Raw genomic sequence first — 26798 nt, forward strand, 5'->3', positions numbered from 1 at the left:
CCGCGTCCCCGCGCGCCGCCCGCTCAGCGGCGCGTCAGCCGGAGGCGCAAGCCCCTCGGCATCAGCGTCAGCCGCTCGTCTATCGCCAGCCGGTAGCCCGGCTCCGGGTGCAGGTCGTAGCGGCGCAGGAGCAGGCCGAGGACCAGCATGGACTCGTGCAGGGCGAACTGGCGGCCTATGCACGCACGCGCGCCCGTGCCGAAGGGCTTGAAGACGTGGGCGGGGCGGGCCCGCACCGCCTGCGGGGTGAAGCGGTCCGGGTCGAAGGTCTCGGGGTCCTCGCCCCAGGCCGACGGGTCGCGGTGCAGCATCGTCGTCAGGACCAGCGCCCACGCGCCGCGCCGCATGGGGTGGCGGCCGCCCAGGGTCGTGTCGGTGACCGCCTCCCGGGCGAACGCGGGGGCCGTCGGCCACAGGCGGAGCGATTCGTCGAGGACGCGGCGCAGGTAGCGGAGCTTGGCGACCTGCTCGTAGGCGGGCACGGCCACATCGCCCCACACCCGGTCGACCTCCTCCCGCGCCTTCGCGAGCACGGCCCGGTCCTGCGCCAGGTAGTGCAGCGCGAACGACAGCGCGCCCGACGTCGTCTCGTGCCCGGCGACCAGGAACGTGATCACCTGGCGGCGGATGTTCTCCGGGGCGAGCCGCTCACCCGTCTCGGGGTGCGCCACCTCCAGCATCCGGTCGAGGAGGTCACCGGGGCCGCTGCCGGCGGCGCGGCGCGCGGCGACGACCTCGTCCACCGTGCGGTTCAGGTACGCCCGGTCCGCCGCATTGCGCCTCTCCGCGCCGCGCAGCAAGGACGACAGGAGCGGCGGCACCACATTGCGGCGCTGCGCGAACGACAGGGCGCCCACCATCGCCGTCACGAACGGATGCGGCCCTTCCTTGTCGAAGTCCCGTTCGAAGGAGCCGAAGTCGTGCCCGAACCCGGTCCGCGCGATCGTCTCCAGCGTCAGCTTCGTCATGTCGCCGGGCACGTCCACCGTGCGCCCCGCCGCCTCGCTCGCGTCCCACGCCGCCGTCAGCTGCCCCGCCACGTCCAGCATCAGCGGGTGGTACCCCGCCATCGCCTCGCGGCTGAAGCCCGGGGCCAGGATGTCGTGCGCCAACTGCCAGTTCGGCTCGTGGTTGTAGGCGGTGAACAGGCCGTCGCCCGCCACCGGGCGCAGGTTCGCGACGCCGAGCCCGACGTGCTTGGCGAACCGCGACTCGTCCGCCAGCTCGGCGGCCAGCTCGGCCCCCGCCACGAACACGATCTCCTTGCCGAACGCCTTGCGCCGGAAGATCGGGCCCAGCTCGGCCGCGACCCGCATCGAGTCCTGGAGCGGCGTGCGCACACTGGCGCCGAGCACATCGCCGATCAGCGGCACCCGGCGCGGCGGATGCGGTATCCGCTCCAGGCGCGGCCAGCCCTGCTCGGCGCTGCGAAAACCCCGTGGCAGCACGCCGTCCGCCGCCTGCGTCACCTGCGCCATGGTGCCCATCTCCCCTGTGCGGACGGCCGGTTGAACCCGCCCCCGCACTCTGTTGGACGTGGATTCAATAGTGCGCCACAGTCTGGTCCCGTTGTTGAACCGACGTCAAGTAAGCGGGGAGAGGTCCAGTAAGGTGCCCGCATGAGCGCAGAGCGGCAGCGAGGGGGAGCGGCGGCGCCGGGGGAGCGGACCCGGCGCAGGATGAGCACCGAGGAGCGGCGCGAGCAACTGCTCTCCGTGGGGGCCAGGCTCTTCGCGCAGGACCCGTACGACGACGTCTGGATCGAGCAGGTCGCCGAGATCGCCGGGGTCTCCCGCGGCCTGCTCTACCACTACTTCCCGACCAAGCGGGACTTCTTCGCCGCCGTCGTCCGCCGCGAGAGCGACCGCATGCTCCGTCTGACGGCCGCCGTCCCCGGCGTCCCGGTGCGCGACCAGATCGGCACCGGCCTGGACACCTTCCTGGAGTACGTCGCCTCGCACGCGCAGGGCTTCCGCGCCTTCCACCGCGCGGAGGCGGCGGGCGACATCGCCGTGCGCGCCGTGTATCAGGAAGGGCTCGCCGCGCACGAGGAGCAGATCATGGCCGCGCTCGCCGCCGACCCACAGCTCGTGGGCCGCCTCCCCGAACCGGCGGCGCTGCGCCTCGCCGTACGCGGCTGGCTCGCCTTCCTCGTCGCCGTCTGCCTGGACTGGCTCGACGAGCCGCAGCTCACGCGGGGGCAGGTACGGGACCTGTGCGCGCGGGCGCTGCTCGGCGCGCTGGAGGTCTGAGCCGGAGGTCTGAACCGAGATCGCAAGGGAAACTTGCAAGGCACTCTGTCCACTCCCTACGGTGGGCGCATGCCAGGAACGCAGGGACCCACCGGCGCCGAGCCGCCCGTCGAGCGGATCGCCGCCGACCTCGCCACCGCCGTCGGCCGCCTCTCGCGCCGGCTGCGCAGCGCGTCGCCGGACAGCCTCCTCACGCCCACGCAGCGCACGGTCCTGGCCCGCCTCGACACCGAGGGCCCCGCCACGACCGCCGCCCTGGCCCGCGCCGAGTACGTACGGCCGCAGTCCATGCGCCTGACCGTCGGCGCCCTGGAGGAGCGGGGCTTCGTGGCACGCTCCCCGGACCCGAACGACGGCCGCCAGTCCGTCATGTCGATCACCGAGAGCGGCCGCGCCACCCTGACCTCCGTACGCACCGCCAAACACGGCTGGCTCAGCCAGGCCCTCACCGCCGAACTGGACGCGGACGAGCGGCGCACCCTCGCCGAAGCGGCGCTGCTCCTGGAACGCCTCGTGCGGAACTGACCGGCGACGCGGCGGACGCCGGGGCGGCTCATTCCGCGTCGTGGAACACCAGCCCCAGCGTGTGGCGGCGCCCCGAGCGCACCGTGTTCACCCCGTGCCGCATCGGCCCGTTGGACCAGCCCCGCACCGAGCGCACCGGCCGGTCCCTGGTCGTGAAGACCAGCGCGTGCCCCCGCGTGAGCGTCGTCGCGAAGCCACGCGTCTGCGCGCGGGCGCGCTGCTCCGTCATCAGGAACTCGCCGCCGCGATAGTCCGCGCCGGGCTCGTCCAGGCCGATCACGACCTGGAGCGGGAAGACCAGGTCGCCGTAGAGGTCGCGGTGCAGGGCGTTCCAGTCGCCGGGTCCGTAGCGCAGGAGGATCGGCGTCGGCCGGGTCTGGCCCGCCGCGTGACAGCGCTCCAGCCACTCGTCGAGCGTGTCGGGCCAGGGCGCGGGCCGCCCGAGGCGCCGCGCCCAGGACCGCGCGATCGGCAGCAGGCGCGGGTAGAACGCCGCCCGCAGCTCCCGTACGAGGCCGGGCAGCGGGTGGTCGAAGTAGCGGTACTGGCCCCGGCCGAACCGGAAGCGCGCCATGTCGACCGTCGAGCGGAACCGGGCCACGTCGTCGTAGAGCGCGGCGACGGAACGGCACTCGGCGGGCGTGAGCACGGGCCGCGCGGTGAGCGCGTGGCCGAACGCGTCGAGTTCCGCGGCGAGTCCGCTCCAGTCGACGGCCTCGATCCGGTCCCGCGCCGTGTCGGGCGGGGTGCTGGTGCTGGTCATGCGTCCAGGCTGCCCGCGCGCGCGGAAGGGTGCTGGCGGGAATCGGACAGCGCGTTCCGTGAGGTAGTGTGACCGGGCCCGACCGTCGCCACGAGGGAACGAGGAGGTGAGCCCGATCACCGCTGTGTCAGGTCAGGAGCTCCCTTCTCCTGCCGTACGCCCCGATCGCGCACGCTGAGCCTCGCGCCGCGGACCGGCGGCCGTCCGGCGCCCGGGAGCCCTGTCGGCTTCCGAGAGGTCATACATCAGCCATGTCGTCGCTCAACTCTTCATCCTCTTCGCCCCCACCTGTCGCGCCGCTGTCGGCCACCGACCCGGCCCCCGTCGTCGCCGCCCTGCGCCGCGCCGGGTGCGTCTTCGCCGAGGACGAGGCGCGTGTCCTGCTCGACAGCGCCCGGGACGTGGCCGAACTGACCGCGATGGTCGAGCGCCGGGCCGCCGGGCTCCCGCTCGAACACGTCGTGGGCTGGGCCGAGTTCTGCGGCCTGCGCGTCGGCGTCGACCCCGGCGTCTTCGTGCCGCGCCGCCGCACCGAGTTCCTGGCCCGGCAGGCGCTCGCCCACACCCCGCCCGGCGCCGTCGTCGTCGACCTGTGCTGCGGCAGCGGCGCGGTCGCCGCCGTCCTCGCCGGGCGGCGCCCCGCGCGCCTGCACGCGGCGGACCTCGACCCGGCGGCCGTGCGCTGCGCCGAGCGCAACATCGCGCCGCTCGGGGGAGTGGTCCACGAGGGCGACCTGTACGCGCCGCTGCCCGCGGACCTGGCCGGCCGGGTCGACGTCCTCGTCGCGAACGGGCCCTACGTGCCCACGGGCGACGTGCCGCTGCTGCCGCCCGAGGCCCGTGACCACGAGCGGCGCATGGCCCTGGACGGCGGCGCCGACGGGCTCGACGTCCTGCGCCGGGTGGCCGCCGGGGCGCCGCGCTGGCTGGCGCCCGGCGGCCACCTGTTCGTGGAGACCAGCGAACGCCAGGCCGCGGCCGCGCGGGCGGCGGTGCGCGCCGCCGGTCTGCGGCCGCGGGTGGTCCGGGACGAGGACCTCCACGCGACGGTGATCATCGCCGGGCGGGGTCCGGGAGCGGGCCGTCAGGTCCCGTAGGAGACCTTCACGTCCTTGAAGCCGAGGGAGCGCAGCAGGCCGCGCAGCATGTCGGTCGTGTTGCGCTCGGCGCGGGCGGTGAGACCGCTGTCCCGCGCCGCCTCCCCGATGTGCTTGGCGGCGAGCTTGCGCACGGCCCGCTCGTCGTTGGGGTTGTCCGAGAACAGGTCGCCGAGCCGGTCGAGGAGGCCCCGCTGCTTCGACACGGCGTAGGAGCGGTCCGTGTCGAGCGAGGGGTCCCCGAGCCTCGCGTGCGGCAGCTTCAGCGTCGCCGACGTCCGCGCGTCGTTGACCCGCACGTCACCGGAGCCGACCTGCCCGAGGTCCACGTACGCGTCCACGCTGCCGGCCCCGACGTACAGGGTCCGGGTCCCGCGGATCGCGTCCGGGAGGAACTTGGTGTCCTTCTCCAGGTCGACGACGACCTGGAAGTTCCCGGACGCCGCGTCGTAGCGGCTGAGGTCCCGCACCGACTTGAGCAGCGCGGGGCCCGACCGGTCGTGCGTCTCGGTGCCGAACACGTCGGTCAGCCGGTGCACGAGGCGCAGGCCCGTGAAGACGAGCACCAGCACCACCGCGAGCACACCCAACAGCTTGGCCCAGCGGGGCAGTTGTGCGGCCCTGGACGTCATGGGGCACCTCCTCTCCAGGAGGTCTTGTTCCACCGTATCGGCGTATCACGCCTTCGGCGGAGCCGCGGCCTCCCGGACGGGGCGGTCGCCCGACACACGGGACCACCACACCCCCTCACCGCGCGTCAGCCCCGGCAGCGCCCGCTCCATCTCCCGCACCTTGCGCGCCGTCAGCTCCCCGGTCACCACCCACGCCTCACGGCCGCCCGTCGTCGCGCCGAACTCGGCGCCGAGCGCGGCGAGTCGGGCGGTGACCGGGGCGAGCGTGTCGAGCGGCACCTCCGCCTCGAAGGAGTGCACCGGCTCGAACACACGCGTCCCGGCCTGTTCCAGCGCCTGCCGGACGAGCAGCGCGGTGACGGTCCGGAAGTCGCCCGCCGTGCTCACCGGGGAGGAGAACCCCGACCGGGTCAGCGTCACCCGGCAGTCCGTCACCGGCCACCCGTGCGGCCCGCCCTCGGCCAGGGTGGCGTGCACCGTGTCCTCGATGGCCTGGTGGAACGCCCGTGGCAGCGCCCCGAGTTCGGTCTCGTACGCGAAGACGCGGCCGGAACCGTACGCTCCGGGCTCCAGGCGGAGCCCCACGGTCGCGGGCAGGCCGGTCGTGCTGAGGCGGCCCATCTCCTCGACCGCCTCGCCCGTGCCCACCGGCCGCTCGACGCAGCGGACGCGGCTCGGCGCGAACTCCGCCTCGATGCCGAACTCCTCGGTGAGCGTGGCCGCGAGCACCTCCTTCTGCACGTCGCCGTAGAGGAGCAGCGCGGTGCTGCCGTCCGGCTCGGGACGGGCGTGCAGGAGCGGGTCCTGGTCGGCGAGTTCGAGCAGGGCGGAGCGGAGTGCGGCGCCCTGGCCGGGGCGGACGGCGCGGGCCACGGTCTGGAGGGTGGGCGGCGCGAACCGTCCGCGTACGTCGCCGGGCCGGCCGAGGCGGTCGCCGACGCGGAGCCCCGCCGCGCCCCGCACCTCGGCGATCTGGCCGGGGCCCGCGAGGTCACTCCCGGTGCCGACGACCTCGATCCCCGTGAGCCGCGCGGCGACCCGCACGGTGTCGCCCTGCGCGTCGCGGCGGAGAAAGGTGACCTTCTGACGGGCCCTCACCTCGCCCTCGTACAGACGCAGATAGCCGATCCGCTCCCCGGCGGGCCCGCGGCGCACCGCGAACACCGTGCCGGTCGGGAGCGCCGAGGCCGCCTCCGGTTTCGCGGTGGCGGGGAGGAGCGACCGTACGGCGTCGATCAGCTGCGGCACTCCCTGGCCGCCCAGGGCCGAGCCGAACAGGACGGGGTGGAACGAGCCGTCGCCGGTGCGGGCCGCCAGCGCGGCGCGCACCGTGGCGGCGTCCGGCTCCTCCCCGTCGACGAGCGCGGCGAGGAGCGTGTCGTCGACCTCCGCCAGCGCGCGGGCCGTCTCGCCCCGCACCGCCGGATCGTCCAGGTCGCGGGCGGTGACGACGGCGTCCGGCGTACCGGCGCCGCGCACGTCCGCGAGGGCCACCACGTGCGGGGTGAGGCGGCGGCGGATGTCGTCGAGGAGCGGGGCGACCCGGGCGCCCGCCCGGTCGACCTTGTTGACGAAGACGAGGGTGGGCAGGCCGAGCCGCCGCAGCGTCTTGAGCAGCACGCGCGTCTGCGCCTGCACGCCCTCCACGGCGGAGAGCAGCAGGACGGCCCCGTCGAGCACGTCGAGCGCCCGCTCGACCTCGGCGACGAAGTCGCTGTGGCCGGGCGTGTCGATGAGGTTGATCTGGGTGTCGCCGACGGTGAACGCGGCGACGGCCGAGCGGATCGTGATGCCGCGCCGCCGCTCGATCGCGCCGGTGTCGGTGCGGGTGTCGCCGCCGTCGACGCTGCCGAGCCGGTCGATGGCGCCCGTGTCGAACAGGAGCCGCTCGGTGAGGCTGGTCTTACCGGCGTCGACGTGGGCGAGGATGCCGATGTTCAGGGTCGTGCGTACCTGCGGGGTCTGCATGGAAGGTGGAGTCCTCGAAAGCTGTGGTCCGGCGGGGGCGCTGAACTGCTTCGAGGACTCGGCGCATGCGGTTCTCCTGGACGAACGGATCGGTGTCGCGCTCAGGATGCCCAGAGGGTCACCGCGCGGCGCAACTCATTTTCCGGGCGGCTCGAAGCGGCGGACGTACCGCTTCTGCCACGGCGTCTCGACGGCGCGCGGGTGGTAGTGGCGGCGCACGTACGCGACGGCCTCGGCGGGCGGGACCCCGTCGAGGACGGCGACGCAGGCGAGCGCGGTGCCGGTCCTGCCGCGACCGCCGCCGCACGCCAGCTCCACCCGCTCCCCGGCGGACCGGCGCCAGACGTCGAGCAGCACGGCCCGCGCCGCTCCGGCGTCGGCCGGGAGGCGGAAGTCCGGCCAGCGCAGCCAGGCCGACTCCCAGTCCACGTCCGGGGGCCGACGGCCCAGGAGGTAGGCGCCGTACGTCGGCGGAGGGCCGGGCGGCAACGGGTGGCGCAGGCCCCGGCCGCGTACGAGCCGCCCCGACGGGAGGCGCAGGACGCCGGGCGCGTCCGGGTCCCAGGTCATCGCGGGTCCCGCGCGGCGGAGAGCAGGAAGGCGGCGAGGCGGCGGGCCCGGCCGAAGGGGTCGGGGAAGACGTCGAGGCCGTCCGTGACGAGGGCGCCCTCGTGCAGGAGCGTGAGCGAGCGGCCCAGCTCCCGCGCCGCGTCCGGCGCCACGTCGTGCGCGAGACGGGTGAAGAGGTCGAGCGTCCACTGCTTCTGGCCCGTGATCACGGCGTACGCGGGGTGCGACGGATCGCCGATCTCGGCGTGCGCCTTCACCATGCCGCAGCCCTTCCCGGCGTTCTCCCCCCGCGACCACTCCTTCGACGCGTCGAAGACGGCGAGAACCCGCTCGACCGGCGTCAGGGCGGCCGGGTCGTGGTGCGCGGCGAGGAACGCCCGCCAGCGCGCGTCCCGGGTCAGCAGGTAGTCCACGACGATCTGCTCCTTGGAGCCGAACCGGTCGTAGAGCGTCTTCTTCGTGACGCCCGCCTCCGCCGCGATCAGATCGACGCCCACGGCGTGGATGCCGCGCTCGTAGAACAGCCGCGAGGCGGTGTCCAGGACCCGGCGCGCGGCCGGGGTGAGGTCGGGGCGGTCGGGGTCGACGGCCGACGGGGGAGCCGGGGCGAGGGGCGGCGTCGTACGCATGGTTCCCAGATTAGACCGATCTGTATAGTGGAACCAGTAAACAGATCTGTATACCCGGTACACGAGGCGGTGTCCGCGCCATGAACGTCCTGCTGTCCCTCGGTTTCGTCCTCACCTGGAGCTCCGGCTTCATCGGCGCCAAGCTCGGCGCCGGTGAGGCCAGCGCCGTGACCACGCTGATGTGGCGGTTCCTGCCGCTCGCGCTCGTCCTCGGCGCCGTGGCCGCGACGGCCGGGCGGCACTGGTGGCGCGGCCTGACCCGGCGCGACGCGGGACGCCAGGTCGTCATCGGCCTGCTCTCGCAGAGCGGCTATCTGCTGACCGTCTACTACGCCATCCAGCTCGGCGTCTCCAGCGGCACCACCGCCCTGATCGACGGCGTGCAGCCGCTCGTAGCGGGCGCGCTCGCCGGGCCGCTGCTGCGCCAGTACGTCACCGCACGCCAGTGGCTCGGCCTGTGTCTGGGCGTGGCGGGCGTCCTGATCGTCACCACGGCCGACGCGGCGGCGGTCACGGGCGTCGCGGGCTGGGCCTACCTCTTCCCGTTCCTCGGGATGCTGTCCCTGGTGGCGGCCACCTTCGTAGAGAGCCGCTCACCCACGCGCGTGGAGCCGATGGCGGCCCTGACCGTGCACTGCGCCACCAGCGCCGTCGTCTTCACCGGCCTCGCCCTGGCGGTCGGCGAGGGCACGCCGCCCGCCGCGCCGTCCTTCTGGCTGGCGATCGCCTGGCTGGTCGCCCTGTCGACGTTCGGCGGCTACGGCCTGTACTGGATCGTGCTGCGCAGGCGCGGACTGACGCAGGTCAACACGCTGATGTTCCTGATGGCGCCGGTCACCGCCGTGTGGGGCGCGCTCATGTTCGGCGAACCGTTCGGCGTGCGCACCGCCGCCGGACTCGCGCTCGGGCTCACCGCCGTCGTCGTGGTCCAGCGGGGCGAGAAGCACCGCCACGCGCGCGTGGAGCACGACAGCGCCCCTGAGCGCGAGCACGCTCACTCCTGACCGGACACCAGATGCCGGTTCGGACGCATCGCGGCCTCCGCCAGCTCGGGCACCTCCGCCACGACCACGCCCGCCCCGGCCAGCAGCCCGATCCCGTCCGCGCCCGGCACGAACGTGTCCGGCTCCCGCCACGCCGTCACCACCCGCCGCACCCCCGCGTCGACGATCAGCCGCGCGCACGGCCTCGGCCGCGACGCGCGACGCGCGCACGGCTCCAGGCTGCTGTAGACGGTGGCGGCCGCCAGGCGCGGATCGCCGTCGCCGAGCTTGGCGAGGGCGGCCTCCTCGGCGTGCACGACCGGGTCGCCCGCCTCCCGCGAATGGCCCCGGGCCAGCTCCGTGCCGTCGGCCCCGACGATCACCGCGCCGACGCTGAACGCGGTCTGCGACGGCGGGCAGTCGGCGGCCAGTTCGCAGGCGATCCGCAGCCAGTGCCGGTCCGCCGCCGTGGCCGCGTCCGTCGTGCCCGGCACGGTCGGCGCGTAGCGGGTCACGATCACGTCGCCGAGCCGCTCGGTGGCGAGCACCGCCATCCGGCCGCGCGGCCCGCCCGGATACGCGCCGGGCCCGAAGAGGCGGGGCGCGTCCGGCTCGCCCACCACCAACGGGGCCACGGCGAGCCGCAGTTCGTCAGCGAACCCGAGCTGGAGCAGCTGCGTGTGCACGCGCGCCCCGCCCTCGACCATGAGACGGCGCACTCCCCGCGCCCCGAGGTCGTCGAGGAGCGCCGCCCAGTCGACGGCGGGGCCGAGCGCCACCACCTCCGCGAGGCCGCCGAGCCTGGCCCGCGCGACCTCCGCGCCCTGGTCCGTCGTGTAGAGGAGCCGCGCGCCGCCGGTCGTCCAGAACGGGTCACCGGCGTTCAGGTCGCCGGACCCGCTGACCGCCACCTTCAGCGGGTACGCGGGCCGCCCCTCCTCCTCCCGCCGGGCGCGCCGCCCCGCGGAGTTCACCAGCAGTCGGGGCCGGTCCGCGCGCAGGGTGCCCGCGCCGACGAGGATCGCGTCGCTCGCCGCCCGCTCCGCGTCGACCTGGTCGAAGTCCTCGGGCCCCGAGAGCAGCAGCCGTTCGGGCCCGATGTCGTCGAGGCAGCCGTCGAGCGAGACGGCGGCGGAAAGCAGCACGTAGGGGCGGGGCATGGCGACTCCGTGACCAGGGTGGACGTACCCCTCGACCCTACCGAGGCGCGGGCGGCGTCCCGTCGCCGAACGGGCGTCCGCCGAGCTGTTCACGCCCGTGCGGCGTGTGCCAGCCGGACAGGTCGGGGCCGAGCGGCACGATCGCCGTCGGGTTGATGCCCGTGTGCACCTGGTAGTAGTGGCGCTTGATGTGGTCGAAGTGGACGGTGTCGCCGAAACCGGGCGTCTGGAACAGGTCCCGCGCGTAGCCCCACAGGACCGGGTCCTCGGTCAGCTTGTCGCGGTTGCACTTGAAGTGGCCGTGGTAGACCGCGTCGAAGCGGACCAGCGTCGTGAACAGCCGGATGTCCGCCTCCGTGATCGTGTCGCCGACGAGGTAGCGCTGCCCGGCGAGCCGCTCGGACAGCGCGTCGAGGCGCCCGAACACGTCCCGGTAGGCGCGCTCGTACTCCTCCTGGTTCGTCGCGAAACCGGCCCGGTACACGCCGTTGTTCAGGTCCCGGTACACGTCCTCCATCACCGCGTCGATCTCGTCGCGCAGCGGCTCCGGATAGAGGTCGGGCGCGCCGTCGCGGTGCAGCGCCGTCCACTCGGTGCTGAGATCCAGGGTGAGCTGCTGGTAGTCGTTGGTGACGAGCTGCCCGGACGGTACGTCGACGATCGCGGGCACGCTGACCCCGCCCGGGTAGTCCTTCTCCCGGGCGTCGTACGCCTCGCTGAGGTAGCGGATGCCGAGCACCGGGTCCCGGCCGTCCGGGTCCAGGGTGAAGCGCCAGCTCCTGTCGTCCTGGATCGGGTCGGTGACCGCGAGCGAGAGCGCGTCCTCCAGGCCGAGCAGCCGCCGCACCACCAGGGCGCGGCTCGCCCACGGGCAGGCGTAGCTGACGACGAGGCGGTAGCGGCCCGCCTCCACGGGCCAGCCGTCCCGCCCGTCGGCCGTGATCCGGTCCGCGAAGTGGCTGCGGGACCGTTTGAAGGCCTTCTTGCCGAGCGAGTCGTTGCCGTTCACGAAATAACCTCCTGAGCCGGTTCCCTGCGCGGGCTTCGCTGTCGAGCCTGCCCGGGAATCGGGCCCCGCACCACCGCGTCGCTACGGCGTCGGCCCCGCCGAGCGGGGGCGCGGCGGCCACACCCCGGGCTCCAGGACCCCGGCCGCGTAGGCGCGGGCCACCAGTTCGGTGCGGTTGGCGGCGCCCCAGCGCTGGGACAGCCGCCGCAGGTGGTACGTGACGCCGTCGGCCGTCAGGCCCGTCTCGCGGGCCGCCCGCGCCGTCGTCGCCCCCGCCGCGAGCAGCGCCAGGATCCGCTCCTCGGTCGGGTGCAGGGGCGCGGCGGCGGGGCCGGGTGCCCGGTCCGGGGCGGCCTCGCCCGTCACCCGTACCATCACCAGCAGGTCCGGCAGCGCGTGCGGCCGCTCGCTCACCGGGTCCACCATCAGCTCCCCGCTGCGGTGCGTCCCGTCGGCGCCGCACCAGGTCACCGCCACCGTGTACCGCGAGCGGCGACGCAGCCTCAGCGCCTCGACGATCCGGTCGACCTGCGTGCCGTCCCGCGGGCTGAACAGGTCGAGCAGGGCCCGGTCCTTGAGCCGCCCCGGCGTCGTGCCCCACTCGGCGGCGAGCGCCGCGTTCGCCAGGCGCACCACCCCGTACGCGTCGCACACCGCGACCGGCAGTGGAATGCGGTCGAAGAGGACCATCGCGCGATTGCGCCACACCACCGCGTCCATGCCCGCCGCACCCCCTCTCCCACGCTCGCGACAGCCCGCACACCCGCCGCGCACAAGACCGGCGTGCCGTCGGCCACTACACAATCATGTAGTGCGGTGGCACCGGCCGGTGGGGGAGCGGGAGCAGAGTGGAACCACCGGTCCCCCCACCCGCGAAAGGCCGTTGCCCCGCCATGCCCTCTGCACCCTCCCTCGTCGGCCCGCCGGTCATCGACATCTCCGCCACCGGCCCGGGACCCGCCCCGCTGCAACAGGTCATGGGCCTGATGCGGGAGCACGGCCCGGCCCTGGTGCGCCGGTTGCACGGCCGCGACGCCCTGTTCGTCGCCGACCTCGACCTCGTCACCGAACTCGCCGACGAGACCCGCTTCGCCAAGCACGTCGGGCCCGCCCTGGAGAACGTCCGCGCGTTCGCCGCCGACGGCCTCTTCACCGCCTACAACGACGAGCCGAACTGGGCCCGCGCCCACGACATCCTCATGCCCGCCTTCGCCCTCGGCTCGATGCGCGCCTACCATCCGGTGATGTACCGCGTGGCCCGTCGCGTCATCGACGCCTGGGACGCGGCGGCCCACGACGGCCGCCCGGTCGACGTGCCCGGCGACATGACCCGCATGACGCTCGACACGATCGGACTCGCCGGGTTCGGCTACGACTTCGGCTCCTTCGACCGCGCCGAACCGCACCCCTTCGTCGAGTCGATGGTGCGCTGCCTGGAGTGGAGCATGAAGCGCCTCGCCCGCACCCCGGGCGGCGACCACACGGCGGCCGACGCCGCGTTCCGCACCGACGCCGACTTCCTCGCGCAGGTCGTCGACGAGGTCATCGCCGCCCGCGTCGAGGGCGGCGAGCAGCACACGGACGACCTGCTCGGCCTGATGCTGAGCGCCGGACACCCGGCGGACGGCCGCCCCCTCGACACCGCCAACATCCGCAACCAGGTCATCACCTTCCTCATCGCCGGGCACGAGACGACGTCGGGCGCCATGTCGTTCGCCCTGTACTACCTGGCGAAGAACCCGGCCGTCCTCGACCTCGTGCGCCGCGAGGTCGACGCCCTGTGGGGTGACACCGCCGACCCCGAACCCGACTTCGACGAGGTCGGCCGGCTGACCTACACCCGTCAAGTCCTCAACGAGGCGCTGCGCCTGTGGCCCACCGCCGCCGCGTTCAGCCGCGAGGCCCGCGAGGACACTCTGCTCGGCGGGCGCATCCCCGTACGCGCCGGTCAGGGCGTCACCGTGCTCACCCCGATGCTGCACCGCCAGCCCGTCTGGGGCGACAATCCGGAACGCTTCGACCCGAACCGGTTCACGCCGGAGGCGGAGGCGGCCCGCTCCCCGCACGCCTTCAAGCCCTTCGGCACCGGCGAACGCGCCTGTATCGGACGGCAGTTCGCGCTGCACGAGGCGACCATGCTGCTCGCGATGCTGGTCCACCGCTACCGGCTCAGCGACCACGCCGACTACCGGCTCACGGTGAAGGAGACCCTCACCCTGAAACCGGACGGCTTCACCCTCGGCCTCGCGCGACGCACGCCCGCCGACCGGAGGCACGCCCCGCTGCCGGGCCAAGCCGCCGCACCCGAAGAGGCGGCCAGCACGCGGGAGTTGCCGGTACGGGTCCGGCCCGGAACCCGCGCCCTGTTCCTGCACGGCAGCAACTACGGCACCTGCCGGGGCCTCGCCGCCCAGCTCGCCGACGAGGCCGCCGCCCTCGGCTGCGGGACCGAGGTCGCCCCGCTCGACGACTACGCGGGCGCCCTGCCCACCGACCGCCCGGTGATCGTCGTCGCCGCGTCCTACAACGGCCAACCGACCGACGACGCGGCGAAGTTCGTCACCGCGCTCGACGAGGCCCCAGGCGGTGCGCTCGACGGCGCCCTGCACGCCGTCCTCGGCGTCGGCGACCGCAACTGGGCCGCCACCTACCAGCACGTGCCCACTCGTGTCGACGACCGGCTCACCGCGCTCGGCTCGACCCCGCTGTGCGAGCGCGCCGCCGCCGACGCCTCCGGCGACCTGAACGGCACCGTCCGCACCTTCACCACGGATCTGCGCGCGGCGCTCCTGGAGCGGTACGGCGACCCCGACGCCACCGACGAGGGGCCCGCGCCCACCACCGCGTACGAGATCCGCGAGATCAGCGGCGGCCCGCTCGACCTCGCCGCCGAGCGCCACGGGCTCACGCCGCTGACCGTCACCGAGTCCTACGACCTCACGGCGCCGGGCCACCCGCGCGCCAAGCGGTTCGTGCGGCTCGCCCTGCCGGACGGCGTCACCTACCGGACCGGCGACCACCTCACCGTGCTGCCCGCGCACGAAGGCGCCCTCGTGGACCGGGCCCTGCGCGCGCTCGGCGTCGACGGCGACACCGTGCTCGACATCCGCAGCAGCCGCCCGCGCCGCGACGCCCTCGCCGTCGACCGGCCCCGGACCGTACGCGAACTCCTCACCCACCACGTCGAGTTGCAGCACCGGCCGACCGCCGAGCAGGTCGCCGTGCTCGCCGCCGCGAACCCGTGCCCGCCGGAGGCCGCCGCCCTCGCCGCGCTGCCCGCCGACGACCCCCGTACGTTCGTCGAACTCGTCGAGGCGCACCCGGCGCTGCGCGGCGCGCTGTCGTGGGCGTCGCTCCTGGAGCTGCTGCCGCCGTTGCGGCCGCGCCACTACTCCGTCTCCTCGGCGCCCGCCGTCAGCCCCCGCCACGTCGATCTGATGGTGTCCGTGCTCGACGCGCCGGCCGCCTCGGGCACCGGCCGCTACCGGGGCACGGGCTCCACCCACCTGGCGGCGCTCCGGCCGGGCGACACCGTCCTCGGCCGCATCCAGCCCTGCCGCGACGCCTTCCGCATCCGGCACGACGCGCCGGAACCGGTCGTCATGATCGCGGCGGGCACGGGTCTCGCGCCGTTCCGCGGCGCCGTCGCCGAACGCCTTCACCGGGCCGCCGCGTCCGCACCCGCCCTGCTGTACTTCGGCTGCGACCACCCGGACCGCGACTTCCTGCACGCCGACGAGTTGCGGGCCGCCGACGCCGCGGGCGCGCTCTCGCTGCGGCCCGTCTTCAGCGAGGCCCCGGTCGACGGGCACGCCTTCGTGCAGCACCGCATCGCGGCCGAGGGCGACGAACTGTGGGAGCTGCTCGACGCCGGGGCGCGGGTGTACGTGTGCGGGGACGGCGCCCGGATGGCGCCCGGGGTACGGGCCGCCTTCCGCGAGCTGTACCTGAGGCACGTTCCCGGCGCCGACGCAACCGCGGCCGGGGAGTGGCTGGCCGGACTGGTCGCCGCCGGGCGGTACGTGGAGGACGTCTACGGCGGCTGACCCGGCGGTTACCCCGTTCGGCGGAACCCCACTGCGCTAGCGGGATCGCCCGACCGGACGCAGAATCAGTTCTATGTCCCTTTTGTCCGCGAGTGTGACGTGGCTCGGCCTAGGCCTGACGCTCGACACGGCCGGGCTGGTGACGTACGGCCTCGCGACGCTCCCGTGCCGGGAGACCGTCCGCGAGGAGGACGCGGAAGGCGTCTGCTGCCTGGCGCGGCGCACCGCCTGGGTCCTGGGCTGTCTGGGGATGACGGCGTTCGTCGTGGGGTCGGTCTACCTGGTCCTGCACGTCACACGATTCCGCTGAGACCCGGCCGCGCACACGGAACGGGGCCGCGCCTGCGACGCGGCCCCGCCGATCGGCCCCGGTCAGCTGCCGCCGCTCCCGTAGGGACGGGTGATGACCTCCATGCCGTGGTCCACCGGATCCCTGAAGTAGACGCCGCGACCGCCGTCGTTGTGGTTGATCTCGCCGGGCTGCTTGCCGTGCGGGTCCGCCCAGTACGTGATACCGGCGTCCTCGATGCGCTGGAAGATCGCGTCGAACTCCTCCTCGGTGACGAGGAAGGCGTAGTGCTGGGTCACGATGGACTCGGCGGGGACCGTCGCGAAGTCCAGGGTCACGCCGTTGCTGAGGTCGAGCGGGATGAACGGGCCCCATTCCGCGCCGGCCTCCAGCCCCAGGATGTGGGCCAGGAACTCGGCGGACTCCCGCTTGTCGCGGGCGTGCACGATGGTGTGGTTGAGCTGGACAGCCATGATGGATTGCCTCCAGAAGGCAACTCCGGCACCTCCATGCCTCACCCGGACGGTGACCGGCACGCGATGCTGCCGTGGATCGTAGGCACATCGCGTGACGGTCCGCCACCCTCTTTCCGGCCGGGCGCTCAGTCCAGGGCCAGCTCCGGCTCGTACATGTCCAGCCAGAGCGCGAGGTCCAGGGTGCGCTCCAGACCGCGCCGCGACGCCTGGCTGATCTGCGGCCCCTCGCGGTGCGCGGCACGGGCCACGCGCTCGCGGTCGACGAGGTCGAAGACACGGTGCGAGGGCCGCGCGAGCAGGTCCTTCGCGTGGTCCTGGAGCGCGATCGCGTACTTCGGGTCCTGCGTCGACGGGTACGGGCTCTTGACCCGGTCGTAGACCGACTTCGGCAGCACGTCCGCCGTCGCCTCGCGAAGGAGGCTCTTCTCGCGGCCGTCGAACGACTTCAGCGCCCAGGGCGTGTTGTACACGTACTCCACGAGCCGGTGGTCGCAGAACGGCACGCGCACCTCCAGGCCCACCGCCATGCTCGCCCGGTCCTTGCGGTCGAGCAGGACCCGGACGAAGCGGGTCAGGTGGAGGTGGCAGATGCGGCGCATCCGGTACTCGAAGTCGCTCTCGCCGTCCAGGCGCCGGATGGAGCGGACCGCGTCGGCGTAGCTGTCGGCGACGTACCCGGCGAGGTCGAGGCTCTTGCTCAGGTCGGGGCGGAGCACGTCCGCGTCGTCGCCGAAGTGCCGCCCCATCCGCACCAGCCAGGGGAAGGTGTCGGCGGTGCGGGCCTCCTCGTCGAAGAACTGCAGGTAGCCGCCGAACACCTCGTCCGCCGACTCGCCGGACAGGGCCACGGTGGAGTGCTCGCGGATGGCCCGGAAGAGGAGGTAGAGCGAGGCGTCCATGTCGCCGAAGCCGGCGGGGATGTCACGGGCGCGGATCACCTTGGCCCGCACCTCCGGGTCGGCGAGCGCGTGCGAGTCGAGCACGATGTCACGGTGGTCGGTGCCCGCGAGCCGCGCCACGTCGTGCACGAACGGGGTGTCGGGGGTGCCCCGCAACTCGTCCGCGACGAAGTTCTCCGCCTGGCCGACGAAGTCGACCGCGAAGCTGCGTACGGTCTCGCCCTGCCGCCCGAGCTGGCGCGCCGCGATCGCGGTCATCGCCGAGGAGTCGAGACCGCCGGAGAGCAGCGTGCAGCGCGGCACGTCGGAGACCAGCTGGCGGCGCACGATGTCGTCGAGCAGCTCGCGCACGGTGGCGATGGTCGTGTCCCGGTCGTCGGTGTGGGCGCGGGTCTCCAGCGTCCAGTACGGGCGGCTGCGCAGCCCGGAGCGGTCGACGGTGACGACCGTGCCCGGCTCCACCTCGTGCATGCCGTCCCACACGGCGTGGCCCGGAGTCTTCACGAACGTGAACAACTCGCGGAAGCCGTCCAGGGTGACCCGCGCCTTGGCGAGCGGGTTCGCGAGGATCGCCTTGGGTTCGGAGCCGAACAGCACGCCGTCCGGCGTCCGGTAGAAGTAGAACGGCTTGATGCCCATGCGGTCGCGGATCATGAACAGCTTCTCGACGCGGCTGTCCCAGACGGCGAACGCGTACATGCCGTTGAGCCGGGCGGGCAGCTCCTCGCCCCACTCCAGATAGCCGCGCAGTACCACCTCGGTGTCCGAGTCGGTCCTGAACTCGTGGCCGCGCGCGGCGAGTTCGGCGCGCAGCTCGGTGTAGTTGTAGGTCTCGCCCGAGTAGACGAGAGCGACCGTGCCGCCCGGCACCGACGCCGTCATGGGCTGCCGTCCGCCCGGCAGGTCGATGATGGCGAGCCTGCGGTGACCGAGCGCCGCGGGACCCTCGATCCAGGTGCCGTGGTCGTCGGGGCCGCGGCACTCCATCGTCTGCGTCATCGCATGCAACGCGTCGGCCGAGCCCCGCAGGTCGCGGTCGAAGGAGAGCCAGCCGGTGATGCCACACATATGTGTTCCTCCTGCTTCCCGTTCCGCCGTGGACAACGGTCGCGGCACCGTTGACCTGCGGTCGAGCAGACACGGGGAGCCCGGCACCGATTCCGTTGTAGACGGCATCTATGTGTCGAGCGTGTGACATGGCGGTGGGGTCGGTCAATGTGGCCGCAACATCGCGGAGGGGGCGGACCGGAGGGTTTCGGCCGCGCGTCGAAGGGTGATCGGAATGATCCCCTCCGCAAATCCCCTGTCTTGCGCGGTCGAGGCATCCGGTTGCCTGAGGCGACCAATGCGATCCGGCCAACGGCAAATTTTTGATCAATCCTTGCCGGGCGTGCTCACGGGCCCGCCGGCCCGTGAGCAGCTCGATGCCCCGGCATCCGGAGCGGTCCAGCGTTCCAGCGGTCTAGCCGAGCGCCGCGTCCACGATGGCCTGCGCCTCCGACTGCACCTGCGCCAGGTGGTCCGCGCCGCGGAACGACTCGGCGTAGATCTTGTACACGTCCTCCGTGCCGCTGGGGCGCGCCGCGAACCAGGCGTTCTCCGTGGTCACCTTGAGGCCGCCGATCGCCGCCCCGTTGCCCGGCGCCTCGCTGAGCCGGGCCGTGATCGGCTCCCCGGCGAGGGTGTCGGCGGTGACGGCGTCGCCGGACAGCTTCGCCAGGCGGGCCTTCTGCTCCTTCGTCGCCTTGGCGTCGATCCGGGCGTACGCGGCGCCGGACGCCCCGAACCGCTCGGCGAGTTCGGCGTAGTAGACGGACGGCGTCTTGCCCGTCACCGCGAGGATCTCGGCGGCGAGGAGGGCGAGGAGGATGCCGTCCTTGTCCGTCGTCCAGACGCTGCCGTCCTTGCGTACGAAGCTCGCCCCGGCGCTCTCCTCGCCGCCGAACGCGACCGAGCCGTCGACCAGGCCCGGCACGAACCACTTGAAGCCGACGGGCACTTCGACGAGTTCGCGGCCGAGCGAGGCGGCGACGCGGTCGATGACGGCGCTCGACACGAGCGTCTTGCCGACCGCCGCCGACCGCGACCACTCGGGCCGGTGCGAGAACAGGTAGTGGATGGCGACGGCCAGATAGTGGTTCGGGTTCATCAGGCCCGCGTCGGGGGTGACGATGCCGTGCCGGTCGGCGTCCGCGTCGTTGCCGGTGAGCAGGTCGTAGTCGTGGCGGCGGGCGAGGACGGAGGCCATCGCGGGCGCCGACGACGGGTCCATCCGGATCTTGCCGTCCCAGTCCAGCGTCATGAACCGCCAGGTGGGGTCCACCTCGGGGTTGACCACCGTGAGGTCGAGCTCGTACATCTCGGCGATCCGCGCCCAGTAGTCGACGCTCGCGCCGCCCAGCGGGTCGGCGCCGATGCGCACGCCCGCCTCCCGGATGGCGTCCACGTCGATGATGGTCCGCAGGTCCTCGACGTAGCGCTCACGGAAGTCGTACGGCTCGGGGGCCGGGTCATCGGCCGTGCGCGGCGTCCAACTCGGGTCCTCGAGCAGCTCGTTGGCGCGCTGGGCGATCCACGAGGTCGTCGTCGAGTCGGCGGGGCCGCCGTGCGGCGGGTTGTACTTGAAGCCGCCGTCGCGCGGCGGGTTGTGGCTCGGCGTGATCACGATGCCGTCGGCGCGGTCGGCGGGCTCGTCGCGGTTCCAGCGCAGGATCGCGTGGCTGAGCGCGGGCGTCGGCACGAAACCGTCGTGGGCGTCGGCCATGACGCGTACACCGTGCGCCGCGAGCACACTCAGCGCCGTCTTCAGGGCGGGCTTGGACAGGGCGTGCGTGTCCGGGCCGACGAACAGCGGGCCGGTGATCGACTCGGCCTCGCGGTGCTCGACGATGGCCTGGGTGATCGCCGCGATGTGCTTCTCGTTGAAGGCGCCGTCGAGGCTGGAGCCGCGATGGCCACTCGTGCCGAAGACGACGCGCTGCTCGGGGCGGGAGACGTCGGGCTCCCTCGTGTAATAGGCGTCGACCAGCTCACTCACGTCGACGAGATCGTCCGGCAGGGCGGGGGTTCCTGAGCGGTCAGTCATACGAACAGTGTCCCACCTGCGGCGATGGGACGGCCGAAGGCACCGCCCCGCGTCGGCGGGTCCGGCCGGCGCGGGGCGGTGCCCTGCGGGTCAGGCGTTCCCGCCCGCCGCCTCGCCCGCCTCGCCGGCCGCGCTCTCGCGGGCCTCGACGATCGCGGCGAGGGCGGCCAGGACGTGGCGCTCGACGGCGGCCTTGTCGATGCCCAGGCCGCTGAGGACCCCGGCGCCGTTCTCCTGTTCGAGGAGCGCGAGCAGGATGTGCTCCGTGCCGACGTAGTTGTGCCCGAGGCGCAGCGCCTCACGGAACGTCAGCTCCAGGGCCTTCTTGGCGTCGGCGTCGAACGGAACGAGCTCCGGTCCGTCCTCGACGGCCGGGGGCAGGGCCGCCGTCGCGGCCTGGCGCACCGAGTCCAGGAGCACGTCCTGCGCGCGGATCGCCTTGGCGGCCAGGCCGTCCGGCTCGTGCAGCAGGCCGAGGGCGAGGTGGGCGGTGGTGATGGTGGCGTTCTGGGCGGCGCGGGCCTCGTTCTGTGCGCCCATCACCACGTTGCGGGCGCGGGGCGTGTAGCGGTTGAAGCCCTGGCTGGGGTCGATCTCGGACTCGGCGCCCTTGGGGACGAAGCGCTTCTGCGCGGCCTGCCGGGTGACGCCCATGCTCTTGCCGATGTCGGTCCAGGAGGCGCCGGAGCGGCGGGCCTGGTCGACGAAGTGCCCGATCAGGTGGTCGGCCACGTCCCCGAGGTGGTCGGCGGCGAGCACCGCGTCCTGGAGCTGGTCGAGCGCGTCGGTGTGCACCTTCTTGATGGCCTCGATCAGATCGTCGAGGCGTACGGGATGGGTGGAGGCGACTGGTTGCGTCATGTGACAACCGTAGGTTGACAGTAAGGGGGTGTCAACCTTGGGTTGACATGGCCTCGGCGCGGCTCAGACGGCCGGCGGGTTGAGCTGCCGGAAGCCGTCCTGGACCCGGTAGGGGTAGTAGGGATAGGGCGCCTTGACCTCGCTCGCGGCGTCCAGCCGGGCCACCTGATCAGGCGTCAGCTCCCAGCCCACGGCGCCGAGGTTCTGCTTCAACTGCTCCTCGTCGCGCGCCCCGATGAGCACCGAGGAGACGGTGGGGCGGCGCAGCAGCCAGTTGATGGCGATCTGCGGGATCGCCTTCCCGGTCTCCTCGGCGATCTCGTCCAGCGCGTCGACGACCCGGTACAGGTGCTCGTCCTCGACCGGCGGGCCGAACTGTGCCGTCCGGTGCAGACGGCTGTCGGCGGGCAGGGGCCGCCCGCGCCGGATCCTCCCCGTGAGCCGCCCCCAGCCGAGCGGGCTCCACACCACGGCGCCCACGCCCTGGTCGAGGCCGAGCGGCATCAGCTCCCACTCGTAGTCGCGGCCGACGAGCGAGTAGTACACCTGGTGTGCGGCGAACCTCGGCCGCCCGTGCTTCTCGGCCTCGGCGAGCCCCTTCATCAGCTGCCATCCCGCGTAGTTGGAGACGCCGGTGTAGCGGATCTTGCCCGCCCGGACCAGGTCCTCCAGGGTGGCGAGGAGTTCCTCGACGGGTGTGCCCGCGTCGTAGGCGTGCAACTGGAAGAGGTCGATGTGGTCGGTGTCCAGGCGGCGCAGCGCCGCCTCGACCGAACGGATCAGGCGTGAGCGCGAGACCCCGGCGTCCTGCGGCCCGTCGCCCGTCGGCAGGGCCGCCTTCGTGGAGATGAGGGCCCGGTCGCGGCGGCCCTTGAGCGCCGCGCCAAGGACTTCCTCCGACGCCCCGTCCGAGTAGACGTCGGCGGTGTCGAACATGGTGACCCCGGCCTCCAGGCTCAGGTCGACCATGCGCCGCGCCTCGGCGACGCCGCTGGTGCCCCAGGCGGAGAACAGGGGTCCTCGCCCGCCGAACGTCCCGGCGCCGAAGCTGAGCGCGGGGACCTTCAGGCCAGAGGTCCCGAGCCGGCGGTACTCCATGACAGTCTCCCTCGTAAACGGTTCTGTGGTTCCGTTAGTGCGTGCGGCGACTGTAGCAGGAAGCCGCCCCATAAAGGAACCTCAGTTCCTTTAGGGGGCGGCTGGTGAAGCGGCGTACGCTACGGCTGCAAGTTGATCTTGAACGTGGACGTCGTGTTGCGGATGTCCACCGCGTTGCCGCTCAACTTCAGGTTCTTGAACGTGACTTCACCGACGGCCGGGCCCTGGCCCGCCTCCGGCATCTCGTTCGCCCACACGCCGAAGCCGGACTTCGCGTCGTACGCGTCACCGCTCTTGCGCGCGCCCGTGGTCGTCACATCGGTCAGGATCGTGTCCTTGATCGGGAACTGGGGCTGGCCTCCCACGTAGTTGGTCTGGAACATGATGCCGCTGTAGGTCGGGTCGACGATGTCGACGCCTGTGACGCGGATGCCCTGGAACACCTTCGACGCCGAGAACATCCAGATGCCCGGGAAGGTCTGCCCGCCCCAGAAGTGGCCGCCGGAGCGGATGACCGAGCTGTTCTCCAGCGTCGTCGGACCGGTGCCGAACCCGTTCATCGGATAGCCGAAGTCGAGCGAGCTGATGGTGACACCGGAGTAGACGAGGGTGTCCGCGACGAGGATGTTGCGGAACGTGTTGTCGTAGCCGCCGTACACCGCGATGCCCGCCGCGCGCCACGTGAGCAGCGACGTCAGGTTCTCGTACACGTTGTTCTTCTCGTCGGCGCCGCCCGCGTCGATCGCCGAGAACAGCGCGAAGCTGTCGTCGCCGGTCGCCCGGGACTCGTTGTTCACGACGTGGTTGTCGGTCGAGCCGTTCGTCATGTTGACGCCGTCGGCGAACGTGTCCCGGATCCGGGAGTTCTTGACCGTGATCCGGTCGGTGTTGGCGCCCCAGTACAGGCACACCGTGTGCTCGTTCCACACGTCGTCGATGGTGATGTCCGCGACGTTCGAGAAGTCGAAGACCTTGCCGGGACCGTCGATCCGGGAGGTGTAGTTCCCGAAGAAGGAGAAGTGCGCGAACGTCGAGCCGTTGGCGCTGGCCTCCGCGCGGAACCCGGCGTCCGTGTTCTCCTGCGACGTCGGCGTGTGGAACCGGGTGAACCACGGCCCGGCGCCGACGACCTTCACCGCCTTCCCGTAGACCTGGAACTTGTTCGACGTCTCGTAGTCACCGGCCGGCAGGTACACGCCGACGAGCTTGCCCGTCGTGTCCATGCGGACCTTGTCGAGGGCGTCCTGCACGGCCTGGTGCGAGAACCCGGTCGGGACCGCGTACGCCGCCGGGTCCGGGTTCGGCAACTGCGTCGCCTGCTCCAGGCTGACGAAGTCGATCGCGTACGTGGTGTCGTTCGCGGCGTCCTTCTGGAGCCGGATCCTGCTGCCCGCCGGGACGGTCTGGCCGAGGAGCAGGTTCGCCTCGTCGTAGATGTGCCGGGCCGCGCCCGCGCTCGGGGAGTTGCCGGGCCCGGTCTCGTTGCCGTACAGCCAGGCGTACTTCGAGGTCAGGTCGATGGCCTTGAGGTACTTGCCGTCGACGTAGACGTTGAGCGTGGAGGTGCGGCCACCGCCGCCCGCCGCGTCCGGGATGGAGAAGCGGGTGACGAGGGTGTTGGTGGGCGCCTTGGTGGTGAACTCGACGTAGGCGCCGGTGGAGTCGAGGGTGACGGCCTTGCGGCCCGACGCCTCGCCCGCCAGGTCACCGACCGTGCGGTTGGGGCCGAGCACCTTCGCGCCGCCGCCGACCGAGCCGTCCTCCGCCTCGTAGGTGTCGTACGGCATGTTGGCGCCGCGCCCGACGAACAGCGGCTGCGATGTGGTGTTGTTGTCGCGCTTGACCGGCAGCTCGTTGGCGTCGGCGGCGATGACGGTCCTCACCGTGAACTTGCCCTTGCCCGCCGTCCACGTGCCGAGCTTGACCGGCGCGGTCGTGTCACCGGCCGCGATCGTCCCGTCGTAGGAGCCGGTCAGCGTCTTCACGACCGTGCCGCCGGAGTCGGCGACGGTGAGCGTGAGGGCGTGGCCGCCGGACGCGCTGGCCTGGTTGCCCTGGTTCTTGACGGCGACCGAGAAGGTCACCGTGGAGCCCTCTGCGGGTGCGCTCGGCGACCAGGAGACCGGCGAGGCGATGAGGTCGGCGCTGGTCACCGGCTTGACGACGAGAGCCGTCGGGCTGGTGTAGGCGTTGTTGCCCTCATTGCTCTCGACGACCTTGTTGTCCGGGTCGACGACCGCGCCGACCTGGTAGGTGCCCGCGTCGTGCGCCCCGATGTCGGCGCTGACGGTCGCCGTCGCCCCGGCCGCGAGCGCGCCCACGGTGGCGGAGCCGGCCTTGTCGGAGCCGAGCTTGAAGTCCACGGTCGTGGCGCCGCTCGCCTCGCTGCCCGTGTTGCGGACCGTCGCCGACAGGGTGATCCTGTCGGACTCGACCGGCGAGGAGGGGGCCGAGGTGACGCCCGTGACCTGGAGGTCGGGGTTGGGCGCCGGGGTGCCGAGGACCTGGAACTCCGCTATCTGCCCGGCGGGAGCGCCGGAGTTGGCGGTGATGACGAGCCGTACGTCCGCGACGCGCGCGGTGACCGGGATCGCCACCGTGTTCCCGCTCGCCGGGTTGAACGTGTACTCCTTCGCCGCGCTCAGCGTCGTGAAGTCCGACGCCTTCTGCTCCCGCCCCTGCACCTCGATCTTCTGGGTGCGGGTGGCCCAGGCGGCGTCCGGGTTCAGCTTCAGGACGACCGAGGAGACATCCGCGTTGGCGCCGAGCTTCACGGTCAGCGTGTTCGGGTAGCCGCTGCCGCCCTCCCAGTACGTGCTGGTGCTGTCGTCGACCGCGTTCTCGGCGACGTACGTCTGCGTCGAGGAGGACGCCGTGACCGGCTTGCGCACGGCCAGGTTCGCCGCGTCGGTCGTGGAGCCGTTGCGCGTGACGGCGTTGCTGCTCGCCGACTGGTTGCCCGCCGCGTCCCTGGCGCGCACGGTGTACGTCACCGTCGCCGACGCGGGCTGGGAGTCGGTGTAGGTGAGGACGTCCCCGGCGACCGACTTCAGCAGCGTGCCGTTGGCGTAGAGGTCGTACCCGGTGACCTTCACATTGTCGGTCGACGCCTGCCAGGTGAGCTTGATCTGGCCCTTGGTCGCCTCGGTGAAGGCGAGGTTGCCGGGCGCGGTCGGCGCCTGCGTGTCACCCGAGTCGCCCTTGCGCGTCACCGAGTTGGAGTCGGGTGACTGGTTGCCCGCCGCGTCCTTCGCGCGGACGGTGTACGTGAGCGTCGCCGACGCCGGCTGGGTGTCGGTGTAGGTCAGCACGGAGCCGTCCACCGAGGCGCGCAGGGTGCCGTTGGCGTAGATGTCGTAGCCGGTCACGCCGACGTTGTCCGTCGCCGCCTTCCAGGTCAGCTTGATCTGGCCGGTCGCGGGCTCGATGTAGGCGAGGCCGCTGGGCGCGCCCGGTGCCTCGGTGTCCCCGGTCGTCGGCCCGTAGGCCTCCAGCTCGGAGAGTTGCCCGGCGGGCTGCCGGGTGTTCGCGGTGACCTGGACCCGCACATAGCGCGTCGTCACCGTGTCGAACGACAGCGTCTGCGCCTGCCCGCCCGCCGCACTGAACTCGTACGCCTTGGACGCGACCAGGTCGCTGAAGTTCGTGCCGTCGGTGCTGCCCCGCACCGAGAGCGTCTGCGTCCGCGTCTCCCAGCCCGTCGGCAGGCGCAGCACGACGCGGTTCACGCGCACGGATGCGCCGAGGTCCACCTGGACCCACTGCGGCAGCGCGTCGTTCTTGGACTCCCAGTAGCTGGCGACGTCACCGTCCCCGGCATTGGGCGCCGCGTACGTCTGCGTGTACGAGCTGGCCGTGAACGTCTTGCCGCGCGCCAGGTTGGTCGAGGACTCACCCGCGCCGTGCACCTCCAGCTCCGCCAACTGGGCGGCCTGCCACACCGTGTTGGCGCTGACCACGACGCGCACATAGCGGGTCTGCGTCGCCGCGAACGACACCGTCACCGTGTTCGCCGAGCCCGGCGCGAAGGTGTACGAGGCCGCCGCCTTCAGCGTGTCGAACGCGGTGCCGTCCGCGCTGCCCTGCACCGCCACGGTCTGCTCGCGGCTCTCCCAGGCGCCCGGCAGCCGCAGGACCACCTCGTCGACGCGGGCCGTCCTCCCGAGGTCGACCTGCACCCACTGCGGCAGGTCCGAGCCCGAACTCTCCCAGTACGTCGCGGCGTTGCCGTCGCTGACCCTCGCCGCCTCGTACCCGGACTTCGCGCTGCTCGCCCTCGCCGGGGCGCCCGCCGCGAGGTTCGGGCCGCCCGAGGCCGCCACCGACACAGCCGGCAGGCCGAGGAACGCCAGGGCGAGCGCGAGGAGCGCGACCATCAGGCCGCGCCTCCTGCCCCGCCACCTGGATCTGAGCGAAAACTGGCCGATCATGCTGCCCCTGTCCCTGCACCGTCCCG

At 72.9% G+C, this 26798-nt stretch carries 21 protein-coding genes; 6 read left to right on the plus strand and 15 right to left on the minus strand.

Annotation, left to right across the window (positions count from 1 at the left end; translation table 11 throughout):
• Positions 1 to 23: 23 nt before the first annotated feature.
• On the minus strand, positions 24 to 1478 hold the full coding sequence (locus ABZ877_RS16605) for a cytochrome P450 (RefSeq protein WP_361070850.1): 1455 nt from the start codon (positions 1476 to 1478) through the stop codon (positions 24 to 26).
• 141 nt (positions 1479 to 1619) lie between these two features.
• Here ABZ877_RS16605 and ABZ877_RS16610 point away from each other — a divergent pair, with 141 nt between their 5' ends.
• Together ABZ877_RS16610 and ABZ877_RS16615 are read left to right on the plus strand one after the other, a co-directional pair.
• Positions 1620 to 2252 (plus strand): TetR/AcrR family transcriptional regulator, encoded by a 633-nt coding sequence (locus ABZ877_RS16610; RefSeq protein ID WP_361070853.1) that lies wholly within the window; start codon positions 1620 to 1622, stop codon positions 2250 to 2252.
• A 69-nt stretch (positions 2253 to 2321) separates the two neighbouring features.
• Entirely contained in the window at positions 2322 to 2777 is a 456-nt protein-coding gene (locus ABZ877_RS16615; protein ID WP_361070856.1) for a MarR family transcriptional regulator, read from the plus strand.
• A 28-nt stretch (positions 2778 to 2805) separates the two neighbouring features.
• On the opposite strand, the gene ABZ877_RS16620 is transcribed toward ABZ877_RS16615, so the two are convergent.
• Positions 2806 to 3540 carry a 2OG-Fe(II) oxygenase gene (locus ABZ877_RS16620; protein WP_361070859.1) on the minus strand — a complete coding sequence of 245 codons (735 nt, stop codon included), beginning with the start codon at positions 3538 to 3540 and terminating at the stop codon, positions 2806 to 2808.
• 251 nt (positions 3541 to 3791) lie between these two features.
• Here ABZ877_RS16620 and ABZ877_RS16625 point away from each other — a divergent pair, with 251 nt between their 5' ends.
• Positions 3792 to 4637 carry a putative protein N(5)-glutamine methyltransferase gene (locus tag ABZ877_RS16625; RefSeq protein ID WP_361070862.1) on the plus strand — a complete coding sequence of 282 codons (846 nt, stop codon included), beginning with the start codon at positions 3792 to 3794 and terminating at the stop codon, positions 4635 to 4637.
• Here ABZ877_RS16625 and ABZ877_RS16630 read toward each other — a convergent pair.
• The 4 genes from ABZ877_RS16630 to ABZ877_RS16645 all read right to left on the minus strand — a co-directional run bounded on the left by ABZ877_RS16630 (position 4625) and on the right by ABZ877_RS16645 (position 8436).
• The gene (locus ABZ877_RS16630; RefSeq protein WP_361070865.1) at positions 4625 to 5269 is read right to left on the minus strand and encodes a DUF4230 domain-containing protein; all 645 of its coding nucleotides are present in this window, start codon (positions 5267 to 5269) and stop codon (positions 4625 to 4627) included. The genes ABZ877_RS16625 and ABZ877_RS16630 overlap by 13 nt on opposite strands.
• Before the next feature lie 45 nt (positions 5270 to 5314).
• Positions 5315 to 7237, minus strand: a complete 1923-nt coding sequence (gene otr(A), locus ABZ877_RS16635; protein WP_361070867.1) for a tetracycline resistance ribosomal protection protein Otr(A) — start codon at positions 7235 to 7237, stop codon at positions 5315 to 5317.
• Between the two features lie 135 nt (positions 7238 to 7372).
• The gene (locus ABZ877_RS16640; RefSeq protein WP_361070870.1) at positions 7373 to 7807 is read right to left on the minus strand and encodes a protein phosphatase; all 435 of its coding nucleotides are present in this window, start codon (positions 7805 to 7807) and stop codon (positions 7373 to 7375) included.
• Positions 7804 to 8436: a TetR/AcrR family transcriptional regulator gene (locus ABZ877_RS16645; RefSeq protein ID WP_361070872.1), complete on the minus strand. Its 633-nt coding sequence runs from the start codon at positions 8434 to 8436 to the stop codon at positions 7804 to 7806. The genes ABZ877_RS16640 and ABZ877_RS16645 overlap by 4 nt, the downstream gene beginning before the upstream one ends.
• 80 nt (positions 8437 to 8516) lie before the next feature.
• Between ABZ877_RS16645 and ABZ877_RS16650 the strand changes: the two genes are divergently transcribed.
• On the plus strand, positions 8517 to 9440 hold the full coding sequence (locus tag ABZ877_RS16650) for a DMT family transporter (RefSeq protein WP_361070875.1): 924 nt from the start codon (positions 8517 to 8519) through the stop codon (positions 9438 to 9440).
• Here ABZ877_RS16650 and ABZ877_RS16655 read toward each other — a convergent pair.
• From ABZ877_RS16655 to ABZ877_RS16665, 3 genes are all read right to left on the minus strand, one after another.
• Positions 9431 to 10579, minus strand: coding sequence for a dihydrofolate reductase family protein (locus ABZ877_RS16655; protein ID WP_361070878.1), 1149 nt, complete (start codon positions 10577 to 10579; stop codon positions 9431 to 9433). The genes ABZ877_RS16650 and ABZ877_RS16655 overlap by 10 nt on opposite strands.
• Positions 10580 to 10616: 37 nt before the next feature.
• A complete protein-coding gene (locus tag ABZ877_RS16660; RefSeq protein ID WP_361070881.1) occupies positions 10617 to 11588 on the minus strand; it encodes a glutathione S-transferase C-terminal domain-containing protein in 972 nt (323 codons plus the stop codon).
• A gap of 81 nt (positions 11589 to 11669) precedes the next feature.
• Positions 11670 to 12308 (minus strand): PAS domain-containing protein, encoded by a 639-nt coding sequence (locus tag ABZ877_RS16665; RefSeq protein WP_361070884.1) that lies wholly within the window; start codon positions 12306 to 12308, stop codon positions 11670 to 11672.
• 173 nt (positions 12309 to 12481) lie between these two features.
• Here ABZ877_RS16665 and ABZ877_RS16670 point away from each other — a divergent pair, with 173 nt between their 5' ends.
• Both ABZ877_RS16670 and ABZ877_RS16675 read left to right on the plus strand, forming a co-directional pair.
• Positions 12482 to 15634 (plus strand): cytochrome P450, encoded by a 3153-nt coding sequence (locus tag ABZ877_RS16670; protein ID WP_361070887.1) that lies wholly within the window; start codon positions 12482 to 12484, stop codon positions 15632 to 15634.
• A 73-nt stretch (positions 15635 to 15707) separates the two neighbouring features.
• Positions 15708 to 15944, plus strand: a complete 237-nt coding sequence (locus ABZ877_RS16675) for a hypothetical protein (RefSeq protein ID WP_361070890.1) — start codon at positions 15708 to 15710, stop codon at positions 15942 to 15944.
• Between the two features lie 62 nt (positions 15945 to 16006).
• Here ABZ877_RS16675 and ABZ877_RS16680 read toward each other — a convergent pair whose 3' ends face one another.
• The 6 genes from ABZ877_RS16680 to ABZ877_RS16705 form a co-directional block, all read right to left on the minus strand.
• Positions 16007 to 16396 (minus strand): VOC family protein, encoded by a 390-nt coding sequence (locus ABZ877_RS16680; protein WP_361070893.1) that lies wholly within the window; start codon positions 16394 to 16396, stop codon positions 16007 to 16009.
• A gap of 128 nt (positions 16397 to 16524) precedes the next feature.
• Positions 16525 to 18366 (minus strand): asparagine synthase (glutamine-hydrolyzing), encoded by a 1842-nt coding sequence (gene asnB, locus ABZ877_RS16685; RefSeq protein WP_361070896.1) that lies wholly within the window; start codon positions 18364 to 18366, stop codon positions 16525 to 16527.
• A 394-nt stretch (positions 18367 to 18760) separates the two neighbouring features.
• Positions 18761 to 20383 (minus strand): phosphoglucomutase (alpha-D-glucose-1,6-bisphosphate-dependent), encoded by a 1623-nt coding sequence (pgm, locus tag ABZ877_RS16690; RefSeq protein WP_361070899.1) that lies wholly within the window; start codon positions 20381 to 20383, stop codon positions 18761 to 18763.
• 90 nt (positions 20384 to 20473) lie between these two features.
• Positions 20474 to 21244: a Clp protease N-terminal domain-containing protein gene (locus tag ABZ877_RS16695; RefSeq protein ID WP_361070902.1), complete on the minus strand. Its 771-nt coding sequence runs from the start codon at positions 21242 to 21244 to the stop codon at positions 20474 to 20476.
• Between the two features lie 63 nt (positions 21245 to 21307).
• Positions 21308 to 22342, minus strand: a complete 1035-nt coding sequence (locus ABZ877_RS16700) for an aldo/keto reductase (RefSeq protein ID WP_361070905.1) — start codon at positions 22340 to 22342, stop codon at positions 21308 to 21310.
• Positions 22343 to 22461: 119 nt separating this feature from the next.
• The gene (locus ABZ877_RS16705) at positions 22462 to 26718 is read right to left on the minus strand and encodes a discoidin domain-containing protein (protein ID WP_361070908.1); all 4257 of its coding nucleotides are present in this window, start codon (positions 26716 to 26718) and stop codon (positions 22462 to 22464) included.
• Positions 26719 to 26798: the final 80 nt, after the last annotated feature.

It is taken from the genome of Streptomyces sp. NPDC046939, from assembly GCF_040644575.1.
Lineage (GTDB): Bacteria > Actinomycetota > Actinomycetes > Streptomycetales > Streptomycetaceae > Streptomyces.

Coding starts and splice junctions, on each gene's coding strand:
- ABZ877_RS16620 (WP_361070859.1), bottom strand. CDS start 3,540: ATGACCAGCACCAGCACCCCGCCCGACACGGCGCGGGACCGGATCGAG.
- ABZ877_RS16670 (WP_361070887.1), top strand. CDS start 12,482: ATGCCCTCTGCACCCTCCCTCGTCGGCCCGCCGGTCATCGACATCTCC.
- asnB (WP_361070896.1), bottom strand. CDS start 18,366: ATGTGTGGCATCACCGGCTGGCTCTCCTTCGACCGCGACCTGCGGGGC.
- ABZ877_RS16630 (WP_361070865.1), bottom strand. CDS start 5,269: ATGACGTCCAGGGCCGCACAACTGCCCCGCTGGGCCAAGCTGTTGGGT.
- ABZ877_RS16625 (WP_361070862.1), top strand. CDS start 3,792: ATGTCGTCGCTCAACTCTTCATCCTCTTCGCCCCCACCTGTCGCGCCG.
- ABZ877_RS16615 (WP_361070856.1), top strand. CDS start 2,322: ATGCCAGGAACGCAGGGACCCACCGGCGCCGAGCCGCCCGTCGAGCGG.
- ABZ877_RS16700 (WP_361070905.1), bottom strand. CDS start 22,342: ATGGAGTACCGCCGGCTCGGGACCTCTGGCCTGAAGGTCCCCGCGCTC.
- ABZ877_RS16640 (WP_361070870.1), bottom strand. CDS start 7,807: ATGACCTGGGACCCGGACGCGCCCGGCGTCCTGCGCCTCCCGTCGGGG.
- ABZ877_RS16680 (WP_361070893.1), bottom strand. CDS start 16,396: ATGGCTGTCCAGCTCAACCACACCATCGTGCACGCCCGCGACAAGCGG.
- ABZ877_RS16705 (WP_361070908.1), bottom strand. CDS start 26,718: ATGGTCGCGCTCCTCGCGCTCGCCCTGGCGTTCCTCGGCCTGCCGGCT.
- ABZ877_RS16665 (WP_361070884.1), bottom strand. CDS start 12,308: ATGGACGCGGTGGTGTGGCGCAATCGCGCGATGGTCCTCTTCGACCGC.
- ABZ877_RS16610 (WP_361070853.1), top strand. CDS start 1,620: ATGAGCGCAGAGCGGCAGCGAGGGGGAGCGGCGGCGCCGGGGGAGCGG.
- ABZ877_RS16655 (WP_361070878.1), bottom strand. CDS start 10,579: ATGCCCCGCCCCTACGTGCTGCTTTCCGCCGCCGTCTCGCTCGACGGC.
- ABZ877_RS16650 (WP_361070875.1), top strand. CDS start 8,517: ATGAACGTCCTGCTGTCCCTCGGTTTCGTCCTCACCTGGAGCTCCGGC.
- ABZ877_RS16675 (WP_361070890.1), top strand. CDS start 15,708: ATGTCCCTTTTGTCCGCGAGTGTGACGTGGCTCGGCCTAGGCCTGACG.
- pgm (WP_361070899.1), bottom strand. CDS start 20,383: ATGACTGACCGCTCAGGAACCCCCGCCCTGCCGGACGATCTCGTCGAC.
- ABZ877_RS16605 (WP_361070850.1), bottom strand. CDS start 1,478: ATGGCGCAGGTGACGCAGGCGGCGGACGGCGTGCTGCCACGGGGTTTT.
- ABZ877_RS16695 (WP_361070902.1), bottom strand. CDS start 21,244: ATGACGCAACCAGTCGCCTCCACCCATCCCGTACGCCTCGACGATCTG.
- ABZ877_RS16645 (WP_361070872.1), bottom strand. CDS start 8,436: ATGCGTACGACGCCGCCCCTCGCCCCGGCTCCCCCGTCGGCCGTCGAC.